This window comes from Micromonospora sp. NPDC047557, from assembly GCF_043205095.1.
In the GTDB taxonomy this organism is placed as follows: Bacteria; Actinomycetota; Actinomycetes; order Mycobacteriales; family Micromonosporaceae; genus Micromonospora.
Genome location: NZ_JBIDDK010000015.1, coordinates 75,268 through 93,270 on the forward strand (window position 1 = coordinate 75,268; position 18,003 = coordinate 93,270).

An 18,003-nucleotide genomic window follows, 5' to 3' on the forward strand; every position below is an offset into this window, starting at 1 on the left:
GATCATGAAGTTATTGCCACGACACGCCGCGGCAGCGGGCAATAACTTCATGATCAACGCGAGGTCAGGCGGTCAGTACCTCGGCCAGCTTCGCCACCGCAAGGTCGATCTCCTCTTCGGTGATGACCAGGGGTGGGGCGAGCCGGATGGTGGAGCCGTGGGTGTCCTTGGCGAGCACGCCGCGCTCCATCAGGCGCTCGCACGCCTCCCGGCCGCTCATCAGGGCCGGGTCGATGTCCAGCCCGGCCCACAGGCCGCGCACGCGTACCCCGACGAGGCCCTTGCCGACCAGCCCTTCCAGGCCGGCCCGCAGCCGCTCGCCCAGCTCGGCCGAGCGGCGCTGGAACTCGCCGGTGGCCAGCAGCCGGACGACCTCGATCGCCACCGCGCACGCGAGGGGGTTGCCGCCGAAGGTGGAGCCGTGCTGGCCGGGCTTGAGCACGCCGAGCACGTCGGCGTTCGCGGCCACCGCGGAGACCGGCACGATGCCGCCGCCGAGCGCCTTGCCCAGCAGGTACATGTCCGGCACGACGCCCTCGTGGTCACAGGCGAACGTCCGACCGGTACGCCCCAGACCCGACTGGATCTCGTCGGCGATGAAGAGCACGTTCCGCTCGGTGCAGACCTGTCGTACGCCCGGCAGGTAGCCCTCCGGCGGCACCACCACGCCCTGCTCGCCCTGGATCGGCTCCAGCAGCACCGCCACCGTGTTCTCGTCGATCGCGGCGGTCAGCGCGTCCAGGTCGCCGTACGGCACGACAGTGAAGCCCGGGGTGTACGGCCCGAAGTCGGCGCGGGCGTCCTCGTCGGTGGAGAAGCTCACGATGGTGGTCGTCCGGCCGTGGAAGTTGCCCTCGGCGACCACGATGTTGGCCTGGCCCGGGGTGACGCCCTTGACCTGGTAGCCCCACTTGCGGGCCACCTTGATCCCGGTCTCCACCGCCTCCGCGCCGGTGTTCATCGGCAGCACGAGGTCCTTGCCGCACAGCTCGGCCAACTCCCGGCAGAAGTCGGCGAACTGGTCGTGGATGAACGCGCGGCTGGTCAGCGTCAGCCGATCCAGTTGGGCGTGCGCGGCGGCGATGAGTTGCGGGTGCCGGTGGCCGAAGTTCAGCGCCGAGTAGCCGGCCAGGCAGTCCAGGTAGCGGCGGCCGTCCACGTCGGTGAGCCAGGCGCCCTCGGCGGACGAGATCACCACCGGCAGCGGGTGGTAGTTGTGCGCGGTGTACTTCTCCGCGTCCCGGACGGCGGACGGGGTCCGCAGCATGTCCTCGATCACTTGCTTGCCTTTCCCTGACGGAGTCGCAGCGTGCAGCACTTCGGTCCGCCGCCGGCCTTGAGCAGCTCGGACAGGTCGACACCGATGGTCTCGTAGCCCCGGTCGCGCAGCTTGGCGGCCAGGTCGGTGGCCTGCGCGGGCAGCACGACGTGCCGTCCGTCGCTGACCGCGTTCAGGCCCAGCACCTCGGCGTCGGCCATGGTGGCGTGCACCGCGTCGGGGAAGAGCCGGCGCAGCACGGCCTGGCTGCCGGGGGAGAACGCCTCCGGCAGGTACGCCACGGTCCGCTCGTCGAGCACGGTCAGCGCGGTGTCCAGGTGGTAGAAGCGCGGGTCGACGAGCTGCATGGTGATCACCGGGTAGCCGAAGACCTCCTGCAATTGGGCGTGCGAGGCGTGCGCCGTGCGGAAGCCGGTGCCGGCGAGCAGGTGGTCACCGGCCAGCAGGACGTCGCCCTCGCCCTCGTTGACGTGCTTCGGGTCGTACATTTCGAAGCCGGCGGCCTCGAACCAGGCCCGGTAGGCCGGGGCCTCGTCGGCGCGCTGCGGGTCGCGGAACTGCACGGCCATCGCCTTGCCGTCGATCACGGTGCCGCCGTTGGCGGCGAAGACCATGTCGGGCAGGCCGGGCACCGGAGTGATCTCCTCGACGGTGTGGCCCAGGTCAAGGTACGTCTGGCGCAGCTGCTCCCACTGCCGGACGGCCAGCGCGGCGTCGACCGGAGCGCTCGGGTCCATCCACGGGTTGATCGCGTAGTCGACGGCGAAGTACGTCGGCCGGCACATCAACAGGCGCTGGCTGGTGGCGTCCATCGTCATTGTCCTGCTCCCAGGGGTCGGGCGCGCCCGGCCACCGTGGCCCACGGGCTGGCGCCGTTGCTCAACGCTATGCGGCCCCAGCGGCAGGATCCACCATCAGAACTTGCGCAGACCGCAGATCCGTTGCGTGTGAGGCCTGCGCGGCCGCGATTCGTTGCGTAGATGGGCCGGCCAGGGCTGGCTGGTGCTCCGCGTCACCCGACGTGGCCTGTGCGACGACACCGTTCGTGTGCGTGACACCGTCCGTCTGCGGGTCAACGTGCGGGCCGGCTGCGGGGGCAGTGGTCGCATCCTTTGCTCTGCTTCAGCGGAGGCAACACCTGCCGTCCGGTAATCGGACGCAACGTGTTGCCTGGGGTGAAGCAGAGCAAAGGACGAAGGAGGAGGAAGGTGAGCCGGAAGGCAGGAGCGAGAAGGAAGAGGAGGAAGAGGAAGAGAGGCGGAGAGGGGCTCAAGAGAGGGAGCGGAGGGAGGCGCGGGTGCGCGCGCTGTCCCCTCCTGGAGACGGCCTGTGCGGACCCCGGACACACTTCAGGGGCGGCGAATCGCCGCCCCTGAAAGGGTGTTGCCCGATCGGTGAACCACCTGCGGGCTGCCGGCGAACCGCCGGCCGCGCCGGTGCATCACCGGCGGCCCGAACAGTGCCCGCTAGAAACGGTCCACAAACTGTGAGTCGAGCCACTCGCGGAAGCGCTGCACCCAGTCGCCGTCGGTGGTCGGCCAGTCGAACTGACCGGTCATCGCCAGCACGCCGATCACCACCGCCGCGAGCCCGATGAGCACGCCGAACAGCGCGTCGGTCTTGCCGGCGACGTGCCGGCGGCGGGTGGCCATCAGGCCGAGCACCGAGAGCACCGCGCCGAACGCGCCGAGCCCGATGCCGTACCCGGCCAGGGTGCCAGTCAGCACGAACAGCGCACCGGCGACGGAGACGATCAGGCCGAGGGTGGCGAGCAGGCTGGCCCGGGGCTTCGGGCCGCGCGTCACCGGCGGCTCCGGCTCGGTGTGGCCGGGGGTCGCGTCGACCGGGCGGTCGGTCACGACGCGGTCGGTCGGGGCGGGCCGCGGGGTCGTCCGGTCGAGGTCCGTGTCGCTCTCGGGGCGTCGGGTCGTCCGGTCGAGGTCGGTGTCGCGCTCGATGGTCGGGGCGGTCGCCGCGGCGCTGCTCGCCCGGGTCGGGCCGTCCGACCGGACCGCGCCGGGCCGGGAGTCGCCCTCCGCCGGGCGGGCGGTGGCCGCGCGGGCCACGGCAGCGCGCTCCGCGGCACGCCGCTCGGCCTCGCCGACCTGGTCGCCGGTCGCCGTCGTGCTGCGGTACGTCGTCTGGTCGGCGTCCCGGTCGGTTGCCACCGGTCGGCCGGTGACGTCGTCGGACCGGCCGGTGTCGGTGACCGCCGTGCTGCTGTCCCGGTCGGCGACCGGGGTGTCGTTGCCGTCGACGCGCCCGTCGAGGTTCTCGTCCCGCGTCGGCGCCGGCTCGGACCGGCGGGACAGCGAAGGAATCCTGACCACTACACACCTCCTGATGAATGCGTGGTGGCCGACGGAACGGGTGGCACCCACGCGGTACCGCCCTCAACTACCCCGTTGGGCGTTTCCTGACACCAATTCCGGGTACGCCCATCACGCGCGGACCGACCTGCCCCGCACCGGGGCCGCTCTGGTCTTCCCTGCGCGCGCCTGGGCGTCGTTCGTGGCCGACGTCAAGGAGCAGCGCCTGGGCTGACGTGTCCGCACTGCTCATTCGGCCCGGCCGGCTGCCGCTGACTATCCTTGGGTCCCGTGCCAGAGGGACACACCATTCATCGCCTGGCGGCCCGGCACGCCGAGCTGTTCGCCGGGGACAAGCTGCACGCCGCGAGCCCGCAGGGCCGCTTCGCCGAGGGCGCGGCCCGGCTCTCCGGCACGGTCCTGGAGAGCACCGAGGCGTACGGCAAGCACCTGCTGCACCACTACGCCGGCGAGCTGACCCTGCACGTGCACCTCGGCCTGTACGGGAAGTTCACCGACGGGCCGGGGGAGCCGCCCGATCCCGTCGGCCAGGTGCGGCTGCGGCTGGCCAGCGACCGGCACTGGCTCGACCTGCGCGGGCCTACCGCCTGCGAGCTGTTCACCCCGCCCGAGGTCACCGCCCTGCGCGAGCGCCTCGGGCCGGATCCGCTGCGTGCCGACGCCGATCCCGAGCGGGCGTACGCCCGGATCTCCCGCAGCCCCACGCCCCTCGCGGCGCTGCTGCTGGACCAGTCGGTGGTGGCCGGCACCGGGCTGATCTTCGTGACCGAGGCGCTGTTCCGGGCCGGGTTGTCGCCGACGATGCCGGGCCGCGACCTGACCCGCGCCGGCTGGGACACGCTCTGGGTCGACCTGGTCGAGCTGATGCGCCTCGCCCTGCGGCACGGTCGGATCGACACGGTCCGGGACGTCCACCTGCCGGAGGCGATGGGGCGACCGCCGCGGGTCGACCGCCACGGCGGCGAGGTGTACGTCTACCGCCGCCCCGGCGCGCCCTGCCACATCTGCGGCACCGAGGTCAGTCGCGGGGAACTGGCCGGCCGCAACCTCTACTGGTGCCGCACCTGCCAGGCCGGCTGACCGGCCGCCGCCCGCGCTTGATCGCGGGACGCGGGGCCGGCGTGGCCGCAGGGCCGGGCGTCAGTCGCCGTCGAGCAGCCAGCGGACCACCTCGATCTCGTGCGGAAAGACGACCTCGCCGTCGATGCTCCAGGCCATCGTGTGGCCGATCGTCCAACCCCGGACCCGGTCGGCGTCCAGCCCGAGGTCGCTGCTGAGCCGGTGCAGCCGGTGCCGGACGGCGGCCGGCGAGTGGCCCAGCTCCTGACCGCGCACGAGCGGCACGACCGAGAACTCCCGTTCGCCGCTCAGCGGCTTCGGGTCGATCACCAGCCAGGGCTCGCGGTCGGCGGCGAGCACGTTGCCGGCGTGCAGGTCCTGGTTGACGAGCACCTGCTCGCCCTGGCTCGACGCCAGGTCGACGAGCCTGGCGCACGCCGCGTCGAGCAGCCGCCGCTCGTACGGCCGGCCGGTCCGTTCCCAACTCCGGGGAATCCGGTCGAGCCAGCCGGCGACCTCCTCGGCGAGCGGGGTGAACGGCGTGCCGGCCGGCCGCCAGAGCCGGGGCAGCACGTGGATCGCCGCGTCCAGTGCGCGGTCCAGCGGCAGCTCGTACAGCGGCGTGCCGGGTTGGCAGCGTTCCACCAGCAGGGCGTGCCGTTGCGGGTCGTGCGCGAGCAGCCGGACCGCGCCGTCGCCGTCCCAGTGGGCCAGCGCCTGGGCCTCGTGCTGGCTGTCCTCGGTCGGGTACTGGAGCTTGAGCACCGCCGCCGTGCCGTCGGGCAGGTCGGCGGGGAGCGCCAGCGAGGCGTACGCGTACTCAAAGGGCGGGCCCAGTCGCAGCGACCACCGTTCGGCGCACTCCGCCAGCAACGTCGGAAGTGCGGCCAGCCAGGCCCGACCGACCGCTGACCCCCGTATCCAACCGAGTCCCTCCGGCAGATCCATCCAGCCCCTCCCGTGGCATCCACCGTGCTACAACGGTGTTCGCGTGCCGGGTCCACTGTGGCTAGCGTGGGACCCGTGCGGATTGGCGTGAACGTACCGAACTTCGCCCCGGGCACGGATCCCGAGATGCTGCGACAGTGGGCGCAGACGGTCGAGGGCCTCGGCTTCGACCTGCTGATGGTCTCCGACCACATCGTGGTGACCCCGGACGTGGCCGAGCAGTATCCTGCGCCGTTCTACGAACCGTTCACCACGCTGTCCTGGTTGGCCGGGGTGACCCGCCGGGTCCGGCTCGGCACCACGGTGCTCATCGTCCCGTACCGGCATCCGCTGCTCACCGCCCGGATGGCGGCGAACCTCAACCGGCTCAGCGGCGGCCGGCTCGTGCTCGGTGTCGGCGTCGGCTGGGCCCGGCAGGAGTTCGAGGCGCTCGGCGTGCCGTTCGGGCGGCGCGGCGCGTTGACCGACGACTACCTGCGCGTCATGCGCGCCGCCTGGCAGGACACCGACGACTACGACACCGGTGCGATCCCGATCTGGGTCGGTGGCAACAGCGACGCCGGCATGCGCCGCGCGGTGCTGCTCGGCGATGCCTGGCATCCGTTGCGGTTCACGCCGGCAGGGTTGGCCGAGGCGGCCGCACGGCTGTCGGTCATCGCCGGTGAACTGGGTCGTCAGGTGCCCCCGTTGGTGCCGCGCATCGCACTGCGGGAGGCTCGTGAACCGGTCACCTCCCCGGACCGGCTCGCCGGTGTCGGCACCATCGACCAGATCATCGCCGACCTCGACCAGATCCGTCTGCTCGGCGCGGAGACGGTGGTGCTCGACCCGTTCAACGACGACCTGACCGAGATCCGTCAGCCCGAACGTGCCTGGCGGACCCTTGCGGCCGTGGCCGCGTACCACTCATCTCAGGAGGACCGATGACACCCGAGGACGAGACCTTTCTCCGCCGCGCCGTCGAACTCGCCAGCCAGGCGGGGGCCTCCGGCGAACGGCCGTTCGGCTCGTTGCTTGTCGACGCCGACGGCACCGTTCTGATCGAGGATCACAACACCGTGGTCTCGGACGCGGACATCACGGCTCATCCGGAACTGAAGCTGGCCCGTTGGGCCGCTCGGGAACTCTCGCCCGAGGTGGCCGCCGGCACCACCATGTTCACCAGCTGCCAGCCCTGCGCGATGTGCGCGACAGCGATCGACCGGTCCGGCCTCGGTCGGGTGGTGTACGCCCTGTCCGGCGAGCAGTTCGAGGAGGTCAAGCCGGCCACCCCGGCGCTGCCTCCGGTCCGCTACGAGGGGCCGGCGCTGTTCGACGAGGCACGCCAGCCGATTGACAACTACTACTAGTCGCAGCGCACCGGAAGTTGACAGTGGCCCAGCTGCCGGAGCAGGGTTGATGAGTGACAACGATGTCAACGGACAAAAAGGGATATGGCCCCTCATGATTCCCTCCGTGTCGCACCGCGGTCGGACGGCCGGCTCCCGGCGTACCGTAAGCGGGTTTGCCGGCGCGGACCCGGTTCGTCCGCCGATCCTTGCCGTATGCCCCTTCGCTCCTCGACGGTGACCAGCTGAGATGACCGACGTGCCCCGCTCCGACGCCGAAACGACCCCTGCCCCGGCAGGGTCACCCGACCTGCCCGACCTGGACGGGTTCCTCGCCGACCAGACCCACACGCTGCTCGACACGGCCCGCCGCGCGGTCCGCCCCGAGGGCGGGTTCTGGTGGCTCACCGACGACCGCACCCCGGATCGTGGCGAACCCATCTACACTTGGATCACCTGCCGGATGACCCACGTGGCCGCGCTCGCCCACCGCAACGGCGACCCGGATGCCGCCGCCCTCGTCGACCACGGCGTCGCCGCGCTCAGCACGCTGCTGCGCGACGACCGGTACGGCGGCTGGTTCGCTGCCGTGGACCAGCAGGGCACGCCGACCGACGAGCGCAAGGCCGGGTACGACCACGCGTTCGTGCTGCTCGCCGCGTCCAGCGCCGCCCGGGCCGGGCGACCCGGCGCGGACCGCCTGCTCGCCGACGTGCTGACCGTGGTGCGGGACCGGTTCTGGGACGACGACGCAGGCGCGGTCCGCGAATCGTGGAACCGGGACTGGACGGTCACCGAGGACTACCGCGGCGCCAACAGCAGCATGCACATGGTCGAGGCGTTCCTCGCCGCGGCCGCCGCCACCGGCGACGCGAGCTGGACCGACCGGGCCCTGCGGATCGCCACCCACCTCGTGCACACCGAGGCCGCCCGGCACGACTGGCGGCTGCCCGAGCACTTCACGGCCGACTGGACGCCCCTGCTCGACTACAACCGGGACCAGCCCGCCGACCCGTTCCGGCCGTACGGCTCGACGATGGGCCACTGGCTGGAGTGGGCCCGGCTGCTGCTGGAACTGGAGGCGGTCCTGCCGCAGCCGCCGGGCTGGCTGCTCGCCGACGCCCGTACCCTCTTCGCCGCTGCCGTGCGGCGCGGCTGGGCGGTCGACGGCGCCGACGGCTTCGTCTACACGATCGACTGGGACGACCGGCCGGTGGTCCGCTCCCGGATGCACTGGGTGCTGGCCGAGGCCATCGGCGCGGCGGTCACCCTGCACCGCCGCACCGGGGACGCCGTCTACGCCGACTGGTACCGGGTCTTCTGGGCGTACGCGCGCCGCTACCTGATCGACGGCACCGGCTGGCGGCACGAGCTGGACGAGCGGAACCTGCCCGTCGACACGGTCTGGCACGGCCGGCCGGACGTCTACCACGCGTACCAGGCGGTGCTGCTGTCCCGCTCGGCCGGCGCGCTCGGTGGTCCCGGCCCGCTCGCCCCCGGCACGGTGACCGCATGATCGTGGTGGCGGGCGAGGCCCTCATCGACCTGGTGGTCACCGCCGAGGGGCAGCGGGCGGTGCCGGGTGGGTCCCCGGCGAACGTGGCGGTCACCCTGGCGCGGCTCGACGAGCCGGTGCGGCTGCTGGCCCGGCTCGGCCCCGACGAGTACGGCCGGCAGATTGCCGAGCACCTGGCGGCCAACCGGGTGGACCTGCGGTGGGCGGTCCGCGCCGAGGAGCCCACCTCGGTGGCGGTGGCCACCCTGAGCACCGCCGGGCAGGCCAGCTACGAGTTCCGGCTCGACGGCGCGGCGGACTGGCAGTGGACCCCGCAGGAGCTGCCCGACCTGGCCGGCTCGTCGGCGACGGCTCTGCACACCGGGTCGCTCGCCCTCGCGCTCGCGCCCGGCGCGCAGGTGCTGGAGGGCCTACTCACCCGCGAACGCGACCGCGACGGGCTGACCATCTCGATCGACCTCAACCTCCGCCCGAGCATCGTCACCGACCGGGCCGCGGAGCAGGAGCGGGTACGCCGCCAGATCCGCCTCGCGCACCTGGTCAAGGCCAGCGACGAGGATCTGGCCTGGCTCTACCCGGGCCGCTCGATCGGCGACGTGCTGGCCGAATGGCGCGAGGCCGGGGTGTCCTGTGCGGTGGTCACCCGGGGCGGCGAGGGCGCGTGGTTGCTCGCCCCGAACGGTTCACTGCACGAACAACCGGCGGTACGCACCACAGTGGTCGACACCGTCGGCGCGGGCGACTCGTTCACCGGTGGCCTGCTGGCCGCGCTGGCCGACATCGACGCGCTCGGTGACCGGCCGGCCGACCGGCTCGCCGCGGTGACCGAGCAGCAGTGGAGCGCGGTGCTGCGCCAGGCCGCGACGGTGGCCGCGCTGACCTGCGCCCGCCGAGGCGCCAGCCCTCCGACCCGAGCAGAGGTCGAAGCTCTCCTGACCACGGCAACCTGACCCGCCGCCCTGCCCGGGGTCGATCATGGACTTGTGGTGGGCGTTCACCACCACTTCGCGGCATACGCGAGGCACCACAAGTCCATGATCGCCGTGGGGGTGGGGTGGGGGTTAGGAGAGGCCGCGGCGTAGGAGGCGGGTGGGGAGGACCGTCGTCGTCGGCGGGGAGTCGTCGCCGGCTATGCGTTGGAACAGGCGCTCCGTCGCCACGCGGGCCAGCTCCCGCGTGTCGTATCCGACGACGGTCAACGGCCGGGGCATCAGGTGGGCCAGCTCGAAGTCGTCGAAGCCGACCAACGCCGCGTCGCTGCCCCGGCGGTGCAGCTCCGCGAGGGCGCCGACGGTGAGCCGGTTGTTGCCGCAGAAGAACGCGGTGGGCGGGTCGGGGAGGTCGAGCAGCGCGGCGACCGCCCGGCCGGCGTCCTCGGGAGCGATCAGGCGGTCGCGGACCAGCGAGTCGTCCGGCTCGACTCCGGCCGCCGCCAGCGCGGCCCGCGCGCCGACCAGCCGCTCACGCATGGTGGGAACGCTCGGCGCGCCGAGCAGGAGACCCACCCGCCGGTGCCCCTCGTCGAGCAGTGCGCCGACCCCGGCCCGGCCGCCACCTCGGTTGTCCAGCAGCACGGCGTCCGCGACCAGTCCCTGCGGCGGCCGGTCCAGGAAGACCGCCGGCATGCCCAGCTCGACCTCGCGGCGCAGGAAGGAGTGGTCGGGACCGGCCGGCACCACCAGCAGCCCGTCGACCCGGCGCTGGGTGAAGTCCTGGAGGACGGCGCGTTCCCGTTCCGGGTCCTCCTCCGAGGACGCGGTGATCAACATGGTGCCGTGCGCGGCGGCGATCTCGGCGGCGACGCTCGCGATGGTGGCGTAGAACGGGTTGGCGATCTCCTCGATCAGCAGCCCGACGGTGGCGTTGAGCTGGCGCGAGCGCAGGTTGCGCGCGATGTCGTTGCGGCGGAAACCCAGCTCGGCGATGGCGGCCAGCACACGGCCGAGCAGCTCCTGTCCCACCGGCTCGTCGTTGACCACCCGGGAGACCGTCTTCAGGCTGACCCCGGCGTGCCGGGCGACATCGACCATGGTCGGGCGTCGGCGGGCGGCCGACCTGGTCGGAGTCTGGGTCACGGGGTGGTCCTCCACGGCGGGCGCGGGTCAGCGGTCGAGAGCGGCGAGCGCGTCGACCGCCTTTCGGGCGGCGATCAGCACCGGATCCCAGACCGGCGCGTACGGCGGAGCGTAGCCGAGGTCGAGCGCGGTCATGTCATCCACCGTCATGCCGTTCCACAGTGCGACGGCCAACGTGTCGATCCGTTTGGCCGCCTCGGACCAGCCGACGATCTGCGCGCCGAGCAGCCGGCCGCTGGGTCGCTCGGCGATCAGCTTGACGGTCATCCTCCGCGCGCCGGGGTAGTAGCCAGCCCGGTTGGTCGACTCGGCGACCACCGAGACGAACTCGAAACCGGCCGCCTCGGCCTCCCGCTCGCGCAGGCCCGTCCGACCCACCTCCAGGTCGCAGACCTTGGTCACCGCCGTGCCGATCACGCCCGGGAAGGTCGCGTACCCGCCGCCGATGTTGATGCCGGCAGCCCGGCCCTGCTTGTTGGCGTGCGTGCCCAGCGGCACGTGCACAGGCATTCCGCTGACCCGGTGCAGCGTCTCCACGCAGTCGCCGACGGCCCAGACTCCGGGCAGCCCCGGCACCCGCATCCGGCGGTCCACCCGGACGCCGCCGGTGGGCCCGATCGGAAAGCCGGCAGCCGTGGCGAGCGCGGTGTTCGGGCGTACGCCCAGACCCAGCACGACCACGTCGGTCGGCATCGGCCCCTCGGCCGTGACCACCGCGGACACCCGGCCGTCCCGCTGCTCCAGGCCGGTCACCGGCAGGCTGGTGCGGATCGTGACGCCGAGGCCGCGCATGGCCTCGGCGACCAGTTCGGCCATGTCGCCGTCGACCGTCGCCATGGGCTGTTCGCCCGCCTCGACCAGGGTCACCGCGAGGCCGCGCTCGATCAGCGCCTCGGCCATCTCGACGCCGATGTACCCGCCACCGATCACCACGGCCCGGCGCGGTTGCGGCTCGGCGTCCAGCCAGGCGCGCAGGGCCGCACCGTCGTCGAGGGTCTGCATCCCGAACACGCCGCCGGCGTCCGTGTCCGCCCACGGTGGCTGCACCGGCACCGCGCCCGCGGCGTACACCAGGTCGTCGAAGCGCTCGCGGACCTCGCGGCCGCCCTCGGAGTCCCGGGCGACCACCTCGCGCCGTTCGAGGTCGATGGCCGTCACCTCGTGCCGCATCCGGACGTCCACGGCGAACTTCGTGCGGAACGTCTCCGGTGTCCGCGCGATCAGCTCCTCCGGGCCGGACACCACCCCGCTGATCCAGTACGGGATGCCGCACGACGAGTAGGAGGTGAAGTGACCGCGCTCAAAGACCACGATCTCCAGGTCCTCATGGCCCCGGCGGCGTCGCGCCTGGGACGCCGCCGACATGCCGGCGGCGTTCCCGCCGATGACGATCAGTCGTTGCGCCACGGGATCATCCTGTCACGGGCGTGTTCAGCCGCGGGTCTGTCGCGCCACGTCCTGCACCACGTCGACGAGCCGTCCGGTACGGGCGTACACGGCACGCTGCCGGGCCGCGCCGGTGCCGTGGCGGCGCAGCCCGCCCAACAGGTCGGACACCTCCGCCCAGTCGCCGTGCTGCTCCAACGCCGGCCGCATCCGCTCCACGAACCGGTCCAGCAGTTCCCAGGCCGGGCGCAGCTCGCCGGTGGTGACGTCGACGCCGTCGCCCTCGAGGCCGTCGTGGGCGGCCCTCCAGTGCGCGCCGACCAGCAGGTGGTGGTCCGTACGCAGGGCCGGCCGGCCGGCCTCGACGTCGGCCATGGCGGTGGCCACGAGTGCCCGGACCAGCGCGGCGACCAGCACCGCATCGTCCACCGTCGGGCAGACGTCGCCGATCCGCAGCTCCACGGTCGGGTACTTCGCCGACAGCCGGGCGTACCAGTAGAGCATCCCCTCGTCGAGCATCACCCCGCTGGAGATCAACTGACGGATCAGCCGCTGGTAGTGCTCGTGCGACTCCAAGAAGGGCGTCGGCGCCACCGACGGCCAGCGCTCCCACTCCACCGAGCGCCAGCTCGCGTAGCCGGTGTCCTCACCGCCAGCGAACGGCGAGTTGGTGGTGATGGCGTGCAGCATCGGCAGCCACGGCCGGACGTGGTTGAGCACCTGCACGCCGGTCTCCGGATCGGGGACGCCCACGTGCACGTGCATGCCGTTGTTGCCAGGGCCGGGAACGAGCAGCCGGAAACGTTCGATCATCCGGTCGAAGCGGGGCTTGTCGACCACCGGCGGCACCGGGCCGTCCACCGGACCGGTGCCGATGGCCAGCAGTCGTACGCCGGCCCGCTCGGCCGCGTCGGCGAGGGCCTTACGCAGTACGCCGAGGGAGTGCCGGATCGAGGACAGCTCAAGGCCGGGCGGACTGCCGATCTCGATCTGGCTGGTCTGGAACTCGCGCTCCACCTGACCGCGCAGTTCCGCCGGCACCTGCTCCAGCACCAGGTCGACGGCGGGCACCGCGGCTCCGGTGTGCGGGTCGACGAGCAGAAACTCCTCCTCGACACCCACGGTGAGCACATCGGTCCCCGCGGTCGTCCCGCTGGGTGCCTCCGCCACCTGGCCCGTCATCGCGACACCACCGTCCGTTTCTGCCGTCTGCGGTCCGTCCGCGTCGGTCGGCCGCTTGGTTACCCACAGTGGCAACGCTCGGAAACGTGCGACGGCGCGCTGCCCGCGCGTGTCGGCCACAACTGGCGCGTGGTGCCGCGCGGATCGGCCGATCGGGGCGATCGTGATTCGGCCGGGCGGCGTGACAGCCCGTCCTATGCTGAGCCCGTGCCGGTGCCGCTGGGTTTCCTCTGGGTCGCGTGGATGTCCGCGTTCGCCCAGCTCACCATGCTGGCGGACCGCCCGGCCGACCTGCTGGCGGGGGCCGCCCTGACCGCCCTGGTCCTGTTCGCCGCGCTGCTCGCCGCGCACGTGCCCGCCCACGCGGGGGCAACGGGCGTCGCACGACGCTGGGCCGGGCTACGCGCCCGTGCCCGAGGTCGCCGAGTGCCCCGCCAGATCGACCCGGACGCCGCCGGACGACCTCGCCCCCGCGCACCCGGACGCCCCTTCGCCGCGTAGCGCCACACCGCCGCGCGGCCGATCCCACAGTCACCGGTCCTTCATGCCGGCGGCCACCGCCGGGGAGGACCCACCGGAATCGGACCGAGGGGTTTCCCATGCTCGCCTTCGCACCACTGCACGACGTCGTCGGCGCCGCCGGCACCGCGTTGTCCTGGCTCACCGATCTGCTCGAACCGTTGGCCGGTGGCACGGCGACAGTCGCCGCCATCGTGCTGCTCACCATCGCCGTCCGGTTGCTCATCACACCGCTGACCGTCGCGCAGGTCCGCGGGGAACGGCGCCGCGCGGCGCTCGCCCCCCAGGTGCGCGATCTCCAGCAGCGGTACGCCGACGACCCGGCGACCCTCCAGCGCCAGGTGTTCGCGCTGTACCGCTCGGCCGGCGCGAACCCGGTCGCCGGCTGCCTGCCGTTGCTGCTCCAGGCGCCGTTCCTGCTCGTGCTGTACCGGCTGTTCGCCACCGACGAGGGCGGCACGGGGCTGCTGGACGAGCGGCTGGCCGGGGTGCCGCTGGGCCATCACGTGAGCGACGGGTTGGCCGGGGCGGCCGGGCCGCTCTTCGTCGTCCTGCTGGTCGCGCTGCTGGTGCTGGCCTGGTGGTCGTCGCGGCGGGCACGCCGGGCGTCGGCGGCGGTCGGCACGGTGGCCGGTACGCCCACCGAGGGGCCGGGCGCCGCCACGCTCGGCCGGCTGCTGCCCCTGCTGCCGTTCACGACCGTGCTGGTGGCGCTGGTGCTGCCGCTCGCGGCAGTGATCTACCTGGTGACGACTACCGCCTGGTCGGCGCTGGAGCAGGCGGTTCTCCGCCGGCCGCAGGCGGCTCCGGCGAGCGCCACATAGATCGACGTTGACAACTGTTTCGGCGGGACGTACAACTCTGAGAGAGCGCTCTCTCGACCCGTCCCCGCAGAGAGGCACGTCCATGTCACCTCCCTCGGCGGCCACTGCCGCCCCGCCCGTCCGACGCCGGCTGCGGCTGGCGTCCGTCCTGCTCGTCGCGACCACCACCGTCCTGGCCGGCGTCACCGTCACCGCACAGGCGGCCGTGCCGCCACCCCCGGCCGGCTGGAGCACGGTCTGGAGCGACGACTTCACCGGCGCGGCCGGCACCCTGCCGTCGGCCGCCAACTGGATCATCGACACCGGGCACAACTACCCGGGTGGCCCGGCCAACTGGGGCACCGGCGAGATCCAGAACTACACCGCCAGCACCGCCAACGTCAGCCACGACGGCGGCGGCAACCTGCGGATCACGCCGCTGCGCGACGGTGGGGGTGGCTGGACCTCCGCCCGGATCGAGACCGTGCGCAGCGACTTCAAGGCCCCGGCCGGCGGGGTGCTGGCCATCGAGGGCCGGATCCAGATGCCGAACGTCACCGGCACCGAGGCAGCAGGCTACTGGCCGGCGTTCTGGGCGCTCGGTGCGCCCTACCGGGGCAACTACCAGAACTGGCCGGGCATCGGCGAGTTCGATGTGATGGAGAACGTCAACGGCATCAACTCCGTCTGGGGGGTGCTGCACTGCGGCGTCGCCCCGGGCGGGCCGTGCGACGAGTTCAACGGCATCGGCGCTTCCCGGGCCTGCCCAGGGGCCAGTTGCCAGTCGGCGTTCCACACCTACCGGTTCGAGTGGGACGCCTCGATCAGCCCCCAGCAACTGCGCTGGTACGTCGACGGGCAGCTCTACCACACCGTCACGCAGAGTCGGGTCGGTGAGCCGGCCTGGTCGCAGATGACCTCGCACGCGGGTTACTTCCTGCTGCTCAACGTGGCGATGGGTGGGGCCTTCCCGAACGGGGTGGCCGGCAGCGGCACGCCGACCGCGGCGACGGTGCCGGGTCGACCGATGCTGGTCGACTACGTGGCGGTGTACCGCCGTGGTGGCGGGACCACCCCGCCGCCCACCACGCCACCGCCGGGCGGAACGAGGGACGCGTACGCGCAGATCCAGGCCGAGTCGTTCAACGGGCAGAACGGGGTGCTCGTCGAGGCGTGCTCCGAGGGCGGGCAGAACATCGCCGCGCTGCGGAACGGGGACTGGGCGCGCTACGACAACGTCGAGTTCGGCTCGGCCGGGCCACGGGACTTCGTGGCCCGGGTGGCCTCCGGGGCCGGCGGCGGGGCGAGTGGCCTGGTCGAGGTGCGGCTGGACAGCCCGACCGCGGCGCCGATCGGCAGCTTCGCGATCGGCAACACCGGTGGCTGGCAGAGCTGGCGCTCGGTGCCCGGCAACGTCGGCGGGGTGACCGGCCGGCACACCGTCTACCTCACCTTCACCAGCGGGCAGCCGAACGACTTCGTCAACGTCAACTGGTTCACCTTCCGCCGCTGAGGCGGACCGTCCGGGCCGTCCGCCGCGTGGTCCCACGGCGGGCGGCCCATCCATCTGCGTCGACCCCTGGACAGAAATAGTTAACTATCTTAATAATAAGCGGCAACGTTGATGTCCATGGATGCCGGCCCGGCGTGGAGGGTCACATGAAACCTGCCAGACCCCTTGTCCTGTCCCTGGTCACCGCGCTCGCCGCGACGCTCGGTGCGGCCTGGGTTGCGCCGCGCACCTCCCCCGGCATTCGGGGAGCGATGACCTGGTCGGTGAACTGGGACGTCAGCAACGGCAACGGTTTCGCCCGCACGGTGGCCCCGCACCTGGACACCCTGCCCTGAGCGGTGCCGACGCCCGTACCGGCGTCGGCGCACCACCTGCGCGGCCCGCACACCACCCGGCCGCGCAGGGCATCGGCACCACCCGCCCGCACGACCGAGCGCCGCTCGACGACGGGCGGCATCCCCCACCACACCGGTCCCTGGAGGCCACCGTGAAACTCCGATCCCCCCGCGCGGCGACGTTCGCCGTCGCGCTGGCCGCCGCACTGGTGGCGGCCACCGTCGTGGCACCGCCGGCCGCGTCGGCCGCCACCGCCGCCTTCGTCCGCACCAGCAGCTGGAGCAGCGGGTACGAGGCGAAGTTCACCGTCACCAACAACACGTCCACGGCGATCACCTCCTGGGACGTCCAGTTCGACCTGCCCCCGGGCAGCACTGTCGGGTCGGCCTGGGACGCCCTGGTGACCAGCTCGGGTCAGCACGTGACCGCCCGCAACCAGTCCTGGAACGGCGCGTTGGCGGCCGGAGCGAGCACCTCGTTCGGCTTCATCGTCGCCGGCACCGGCGACCCCACCAACTGCACGGTCAACGGCTCGCCCTGCGCCGGCGGTCCGACCACCCCGCCGGGCGCCCCCGCCACCCCTGGCGGCCTGCGCGTAACCGGCAGCACCAACTCGGCGGTCTCGCTGGCCTGGAACGCGGTCGGCGGAACGGTGACCGGCTACCGGGTGTACGAGGGCTCGACGGTCCGCGCCACCGTCACCGGCACCTCGACCACGGTCTCCGGTCTGGCCGCCTGCTCGGCGCACAGCTACACGGTCACCGCGTACAACTCGGCCGGGGAGTCGGCGCGGTCGGCGGCGGTCGCCGCGAGCACCACCGGCTGCACCGGTGGCGGCGGTTCGATGGCCGTCGCGCCCTACCTCTACCCGGGCTGGGGTGACCCGCCCGCCCCGGCGACCGTCATGTCGGCGACCGGCGTGAAGTGGTTCACCATCGCGTTCGTGCTCTCCGGCGGCGGCTGCACCCCCGCCTGGGACGGCGTCGGCCCACTCACCGGCGGTGTGCACGCCAGCACCATCGCGGCCATCCGGGCGGCCGGCGGCGACGTGATCCCGTCCATCGGCGGCTGGAGCGGCAACAAGCTCGGCCCGAACTGCTCCTCGGCCAGCGCCCTGGCAGGCGCGTACCAGCAGGTGATCAACGCCTTCGGGCTCAAGGCGATCGACATCGACATCGAGAACAGCGACGAGTTCGAGAACGAGGTCGTACAGGACCGGATCCTCGGCGCGCTGAAGATCGTCAAGCAGAACAACCCGGGCCTGAAGACGATCATCACGTTCGGCACGTCGACCACCGGCCCGTCGTACTACGGCACCCGCCTGATCAACCAGGCCGCCGCGCTGGGCGCCAACATCGACACCTTCACCATCATGCCGTTCGACTTCGGCGGCGGAGCCAACATGTACCAGAGCACTGTCAACGCGGCCGAGGGGCTGAAGAACACGCTGAAGACGGCCTTCGGCTGGTCCGACGCGACGGCCTACGCCCACATGGGCATTTCCGGGATGAACGGGCTCTCCGACCAGCAGGAGCTGACCTCGCCGGCCACCTGGACCCAGATCCGGGACTGGGCGAAGGCGCGCGGGCTGAGCCGGTTCACGTTCTGGTCGGTCAACCGGGACCGGCCGTGCCCGGGCGGGGGAGTCGTCTCCAACTGCTCCGGCATCGCGCAGAACACGTGGGAGTTCACGTCGATCAGCGCGCAGTTCAACTGAGCGCGACGCGGA

The 18,003-nt window shown here is 72.5% G+C and carries 17 protein-coding genes; 10 read left to right on the forward strand and 7 right to left on the reverse strand.

Annotation, left to right across the window (positions count from 1 at the left end):
- Window positions 1–64: 64 nt before the first annotated feature.
- The 3 genes from rocD to ACGGAQ_RS27400 all read right to left on the reverse strand — a co-directional run bounded on the left by rocD (window position 65) and on the right by ACGGAQ_RS27400 (window position 3,609).
- Window positions 65–1,279, reverse strand: coding sequence for an ornithine--oxo-acid transaminase (rocD, locus tag ACGGAQ_RS27390; RefSeq protein ID WP_393053982.1), 1,215 nt, complete (start codon window positions 1,277–1,279; stop codon window positions 65–67).
- Window positions 1,276–2,091, reverse strand: coding sequence for a dimethylargininase (ddaH, locus tag ACGGAQ_RS27395; RefSeq protein ID WP_354860482.1), 816 nt, complete (start codon window positions 2,089–2,091; stop codon window positions 1,276–1,278). The genes rocD and ddaH overlap by 4 nt, the downstream gene beginning before the upstream one ends.
- A gap of 654 nt (window positions 2,092–2,745) precedes the next feature.
- Window positions 2,746–3,609, reverse strand: coding sequence for a thrombospondin (locus tag ACGGAQ_RS27400; RefSeq protein WP_393053985.1), 864 nt, complete (start codon window positions 3,607–3,609; stop codon window positions 2,746–2,748).
- 270 nt (window positions 3,610–3,879) lie between these two features.
- On the opposite strand from ACGGAQ_RS27400, the gene ACGGAQ_RS27405 reads away from it, so the two are divergent.
- Entirely contained in the window at window positions 3,880–4,689 is an 810-nt protein-coding gene (locus tag ACGGAQ_RS27405) for an Fpg/Nei family DNA glycosylase (protein ID WP_393053987.1), read from the forward strand.
- A 60-nt stretch (window positions 4,690–4,749) separates the two neighbouring features.
- Here ACGGAQ_RS27405 and ACGGAQ_RS27410 read toward each other — a convergent pair whose 3' ends face one another.
- Window positions 4,750–5,616 carry an aminoglycoside phosphotransferase family protein gene (locus ACGGAQ_RS27410; RefSeq protein WP_393053990.1) on the reverse strand — a complete coding sequence of 289 codons (867 nt, stop codon included), beginning with the start codon at window positions 5,614–5,616 and terminating at the stop codon, window positions 4,750–4,752.
- A gap of 75 nt (window positions 5,617–5,691) precedes the next feature.
- On the opposite strand from ACGGAQ_RS27410, the gene ACGGAQ_RS27415 reads away from it, so the two are divergent.
- From ACGGAQ_RS27415 to ACGGAQ_RS27430, 4 genes are all read left to right on the forward strand, one after another.
- A complete protein-coding gene (locus tag ACGGAQ_RS27415) occupies window positions 5,692–6,543 on the forward strand; it encodes an LLM class flavin-dependent oxidoreductase (RefSeq protein ID WP_393053993.1) in 852 nt (283 codons plus the stop codon).
- Complete coding sequence (locus tag ACGGAQ_RS27420; protein WP_393053995.1) at window positions 6,540–6,965, forward strand: nucleoside deaminase; 426 nt, start codon at window positions 6,540–6,542, stop codon at window positions 6,963–6,965. The genes ACGGAQ_RS27415 and ACGGAQ_RS27420 overlap by 4 nt, the downstream gene beginning before the upstream one ends.
- A 229-nt stretch (window positions 6,966–7,194) precedes the next feature.
- Window positions 7,195–8,460, forward strand: a complete 1,266-nt coding sequence (locus tag ACGGAQ_RS27425) for an AGE family epimerase/isomerase (RefSeq protein ID WP_393053997.1) — start codon at window positions 7,195–7,197, stop codon at window positions 8,458–8,460.
- Entirely contained in the window at window positions 8,457–9,410 is a 954-nt protein-coding gene (locus tag ACGGAQ_RS27430) for a carbohydrate kinase (protein WP_393053999.1), read from the forward strand. Before ACGGAQ_RS27425 ends, ACGGAQ_RS27430 begins: the two co-directional genes overlap by 4 nt.
- Window positions 9,411–9,521: 111 nt before the next feature.
- Here ACGGAQ_RS27430 and ACGGAQ_RS27435 read toward each other — a convergent pair whose 3' ends face one another.
- From ACGGAQ_RS27435 to ACGGAQ_RS27445, 3 genes are read right to left on the reverse strand one after another with little or no spacing between them, the layout of a single operon-like run.
- Window positions 9,522–10,535, reverse strand: coding sequence for a LacI family DNA-binding transcriptional regulator (locus ACGGAQ_RS27435; protein ID WP_393054002.1), 1,014 nt, complete (start codon window positions 10,533–10,535; stop codon window positions 9,522–9,524).
- Window positions 10,536–10,562: 27 nt separating this feature from the next.
- Window positions 10,563–11,942, reverse strand: coding sequence for an FAD-dependent oxidoreductase (locus ACGGAQ_RS27440; protein WP_393054004.1), 1,380 nt, complete (start codon window positions 11,940–11,942; stop codon window positions 10,563–10,565).
- Between the two features lie 24 nt (window positions 11,943–11,966).
- The gene (locus ACGGAQ_RS27445; RefSeq protein ID WP_393054007.1) at window positions 11,967–13,103 is read right to left on the reverse strand and encodes a glutamate--cysteine ligase; all 1,137 of its coding nucleotides are present in this window, start codon (window positions 13,101–13,103) and stop codon (window positions 11,967–11,969) included.
- A gap of 207 nt (window positions 13,104–13,310) precedes the next feature.
- On the opposite strand from ACGGAQ_RS27445, the gene ACGGAQ_RS27450 reads away from it, so the two are divergent.
- From ACGGAQ_RS27450 to ACGGAQ_RS27470, 5 genes are all read left to right on the forward strand, one after another.
- The gene (locus tag ACGGAQ_RS27450) at window positions 13,311–13,604 is read left to right on the forward strand and encodes a DUF6412 domain-containing protein (protein ID WP_354860455.1); all 294 of its coding nucleotides are present in this window, start codon (window positions 13,311–13,313) and stop codon (window positions 13,602–13,604) included.
- A 98-nt stretch (window positions 13,605–13,702) separates the two neighbouring features.
- The gene (locus ACGGAQ_RS27455) at window positions 13,703–14,446 is read left to right on the forward strand and encodes a YidC/Oxa1 family membrane protein insertase (RefSeq protein WP_393054010.1); all 744 of its coding nucleotides are present in this window, start codon (window positions 13,703–13,705) and stop codon (window positions 14,444–14,446) included.
- Between the two features lie 82 nt (window positions 14,447–14,528).
- Window positions 14,529–15,938: a carbohydrate-binding protein gene (locus ACGGAQ_RS27460; RefSeq protein ID WP_393054013.1), complete on the forward strand. Its 1,410-nt coding sequence runs from the start codon at window positions 14,529–14,531 to the stop codon at window positions 15,936–15,938.
- Between the two features lie 146 nt (window positions 15,939–16,084).
- Window positions 16,085–16,273 carry a hypothetical protein gene (locus ACGGAQ_RS27465; protein WP_393054016.1) on the forward strand — a complete coding sequence of 63 codons (189 nt, stop codon included), beginning with the start codon at window positions 16,085–16,087 and terminating at the stop codon, window positions 16,271–16,273.
- 152 nt (window positions 16,274–16,425) lie between these two features.
- Entirely contained in the window at window positions 16,426–17,991 is a 1,566-nt protein-coding gene (locus ACGGAQ_RS27470; protein WP_393054019.1) for a cellulose binding domain-containing protein, read from the forward strand.
- The last annotated feature ends 12 nt before the right edge of the window (window positions 17,992–18,003 follow it).

Bases quoted from the DNA above. Each gene is read 5' to 3' on its own strand.
- ACGGAQ_RS27460 (WP_393054013.1), top strand. From the start codon at position 14,529: ATGTCACCTCCCTCGGCGGCCACTGCCGCCCCGCCCGTCCGACGCCGG.
- ACGGAQ_RS27430 (WP_393053999.1), top strand. From the start codon at position 8,457: ATGATCGTGGTGGCGGGCGAGGCCCTCATCGACCTGGTGGTCACCGCC.
- ddaH (WP_354860482.1), bottom strand. From the start codon at position 2,091: ATGGACGCCACCAGCCAGCGCCTGTTGATGTGCCGGCCGACGTACTTC.
- ACGGAQ_RS27410 (WP_393053990.1), bottom strand. From the start codon at position 5,616: ATGGATCTGCCGGAGGGACTCGGTTGGATACGGGGGTCAGCGGTCGGT.
- ACGGAQ_RS27465 (WP_393054016.1), top strand. From the start codon at position 16,085: ATGAAACCTGCCAGACCCCTTGTCCTGTCCCTGGTCACCGCGCTCGCC.
- ACGGAQ_RS27420 (WP_393053995.1), top strand. From the start codon at position 6,540: ATGACACCCGAGGACGAGACCTTTCTCCGCCGCGCCGTCGAACTCGCC.
- ACGGAQ_RS27425 (WP_393053997.1), top strand. From the start codon at position 7,195: ATGACCGACGTGCCCCGCTCCGACGCCGAAACGACCCCTGCCCCGGCA.
- ACGGAQ_RS27445 (WP_393054007.1), bottom strand. From the start codon at position 13,103: ATGACGGGCCAGGTGGCGGAGGCACCCAGCGGGACGACCGCGGGGACC.
- ACGGAQ_RS27455 (WP_393054010.1), top strand. From the start codon at position 13,703: ATGCTCGCCTTCGCACCACTGCACGACGTCGTCGGCGCCGCCGGCACC.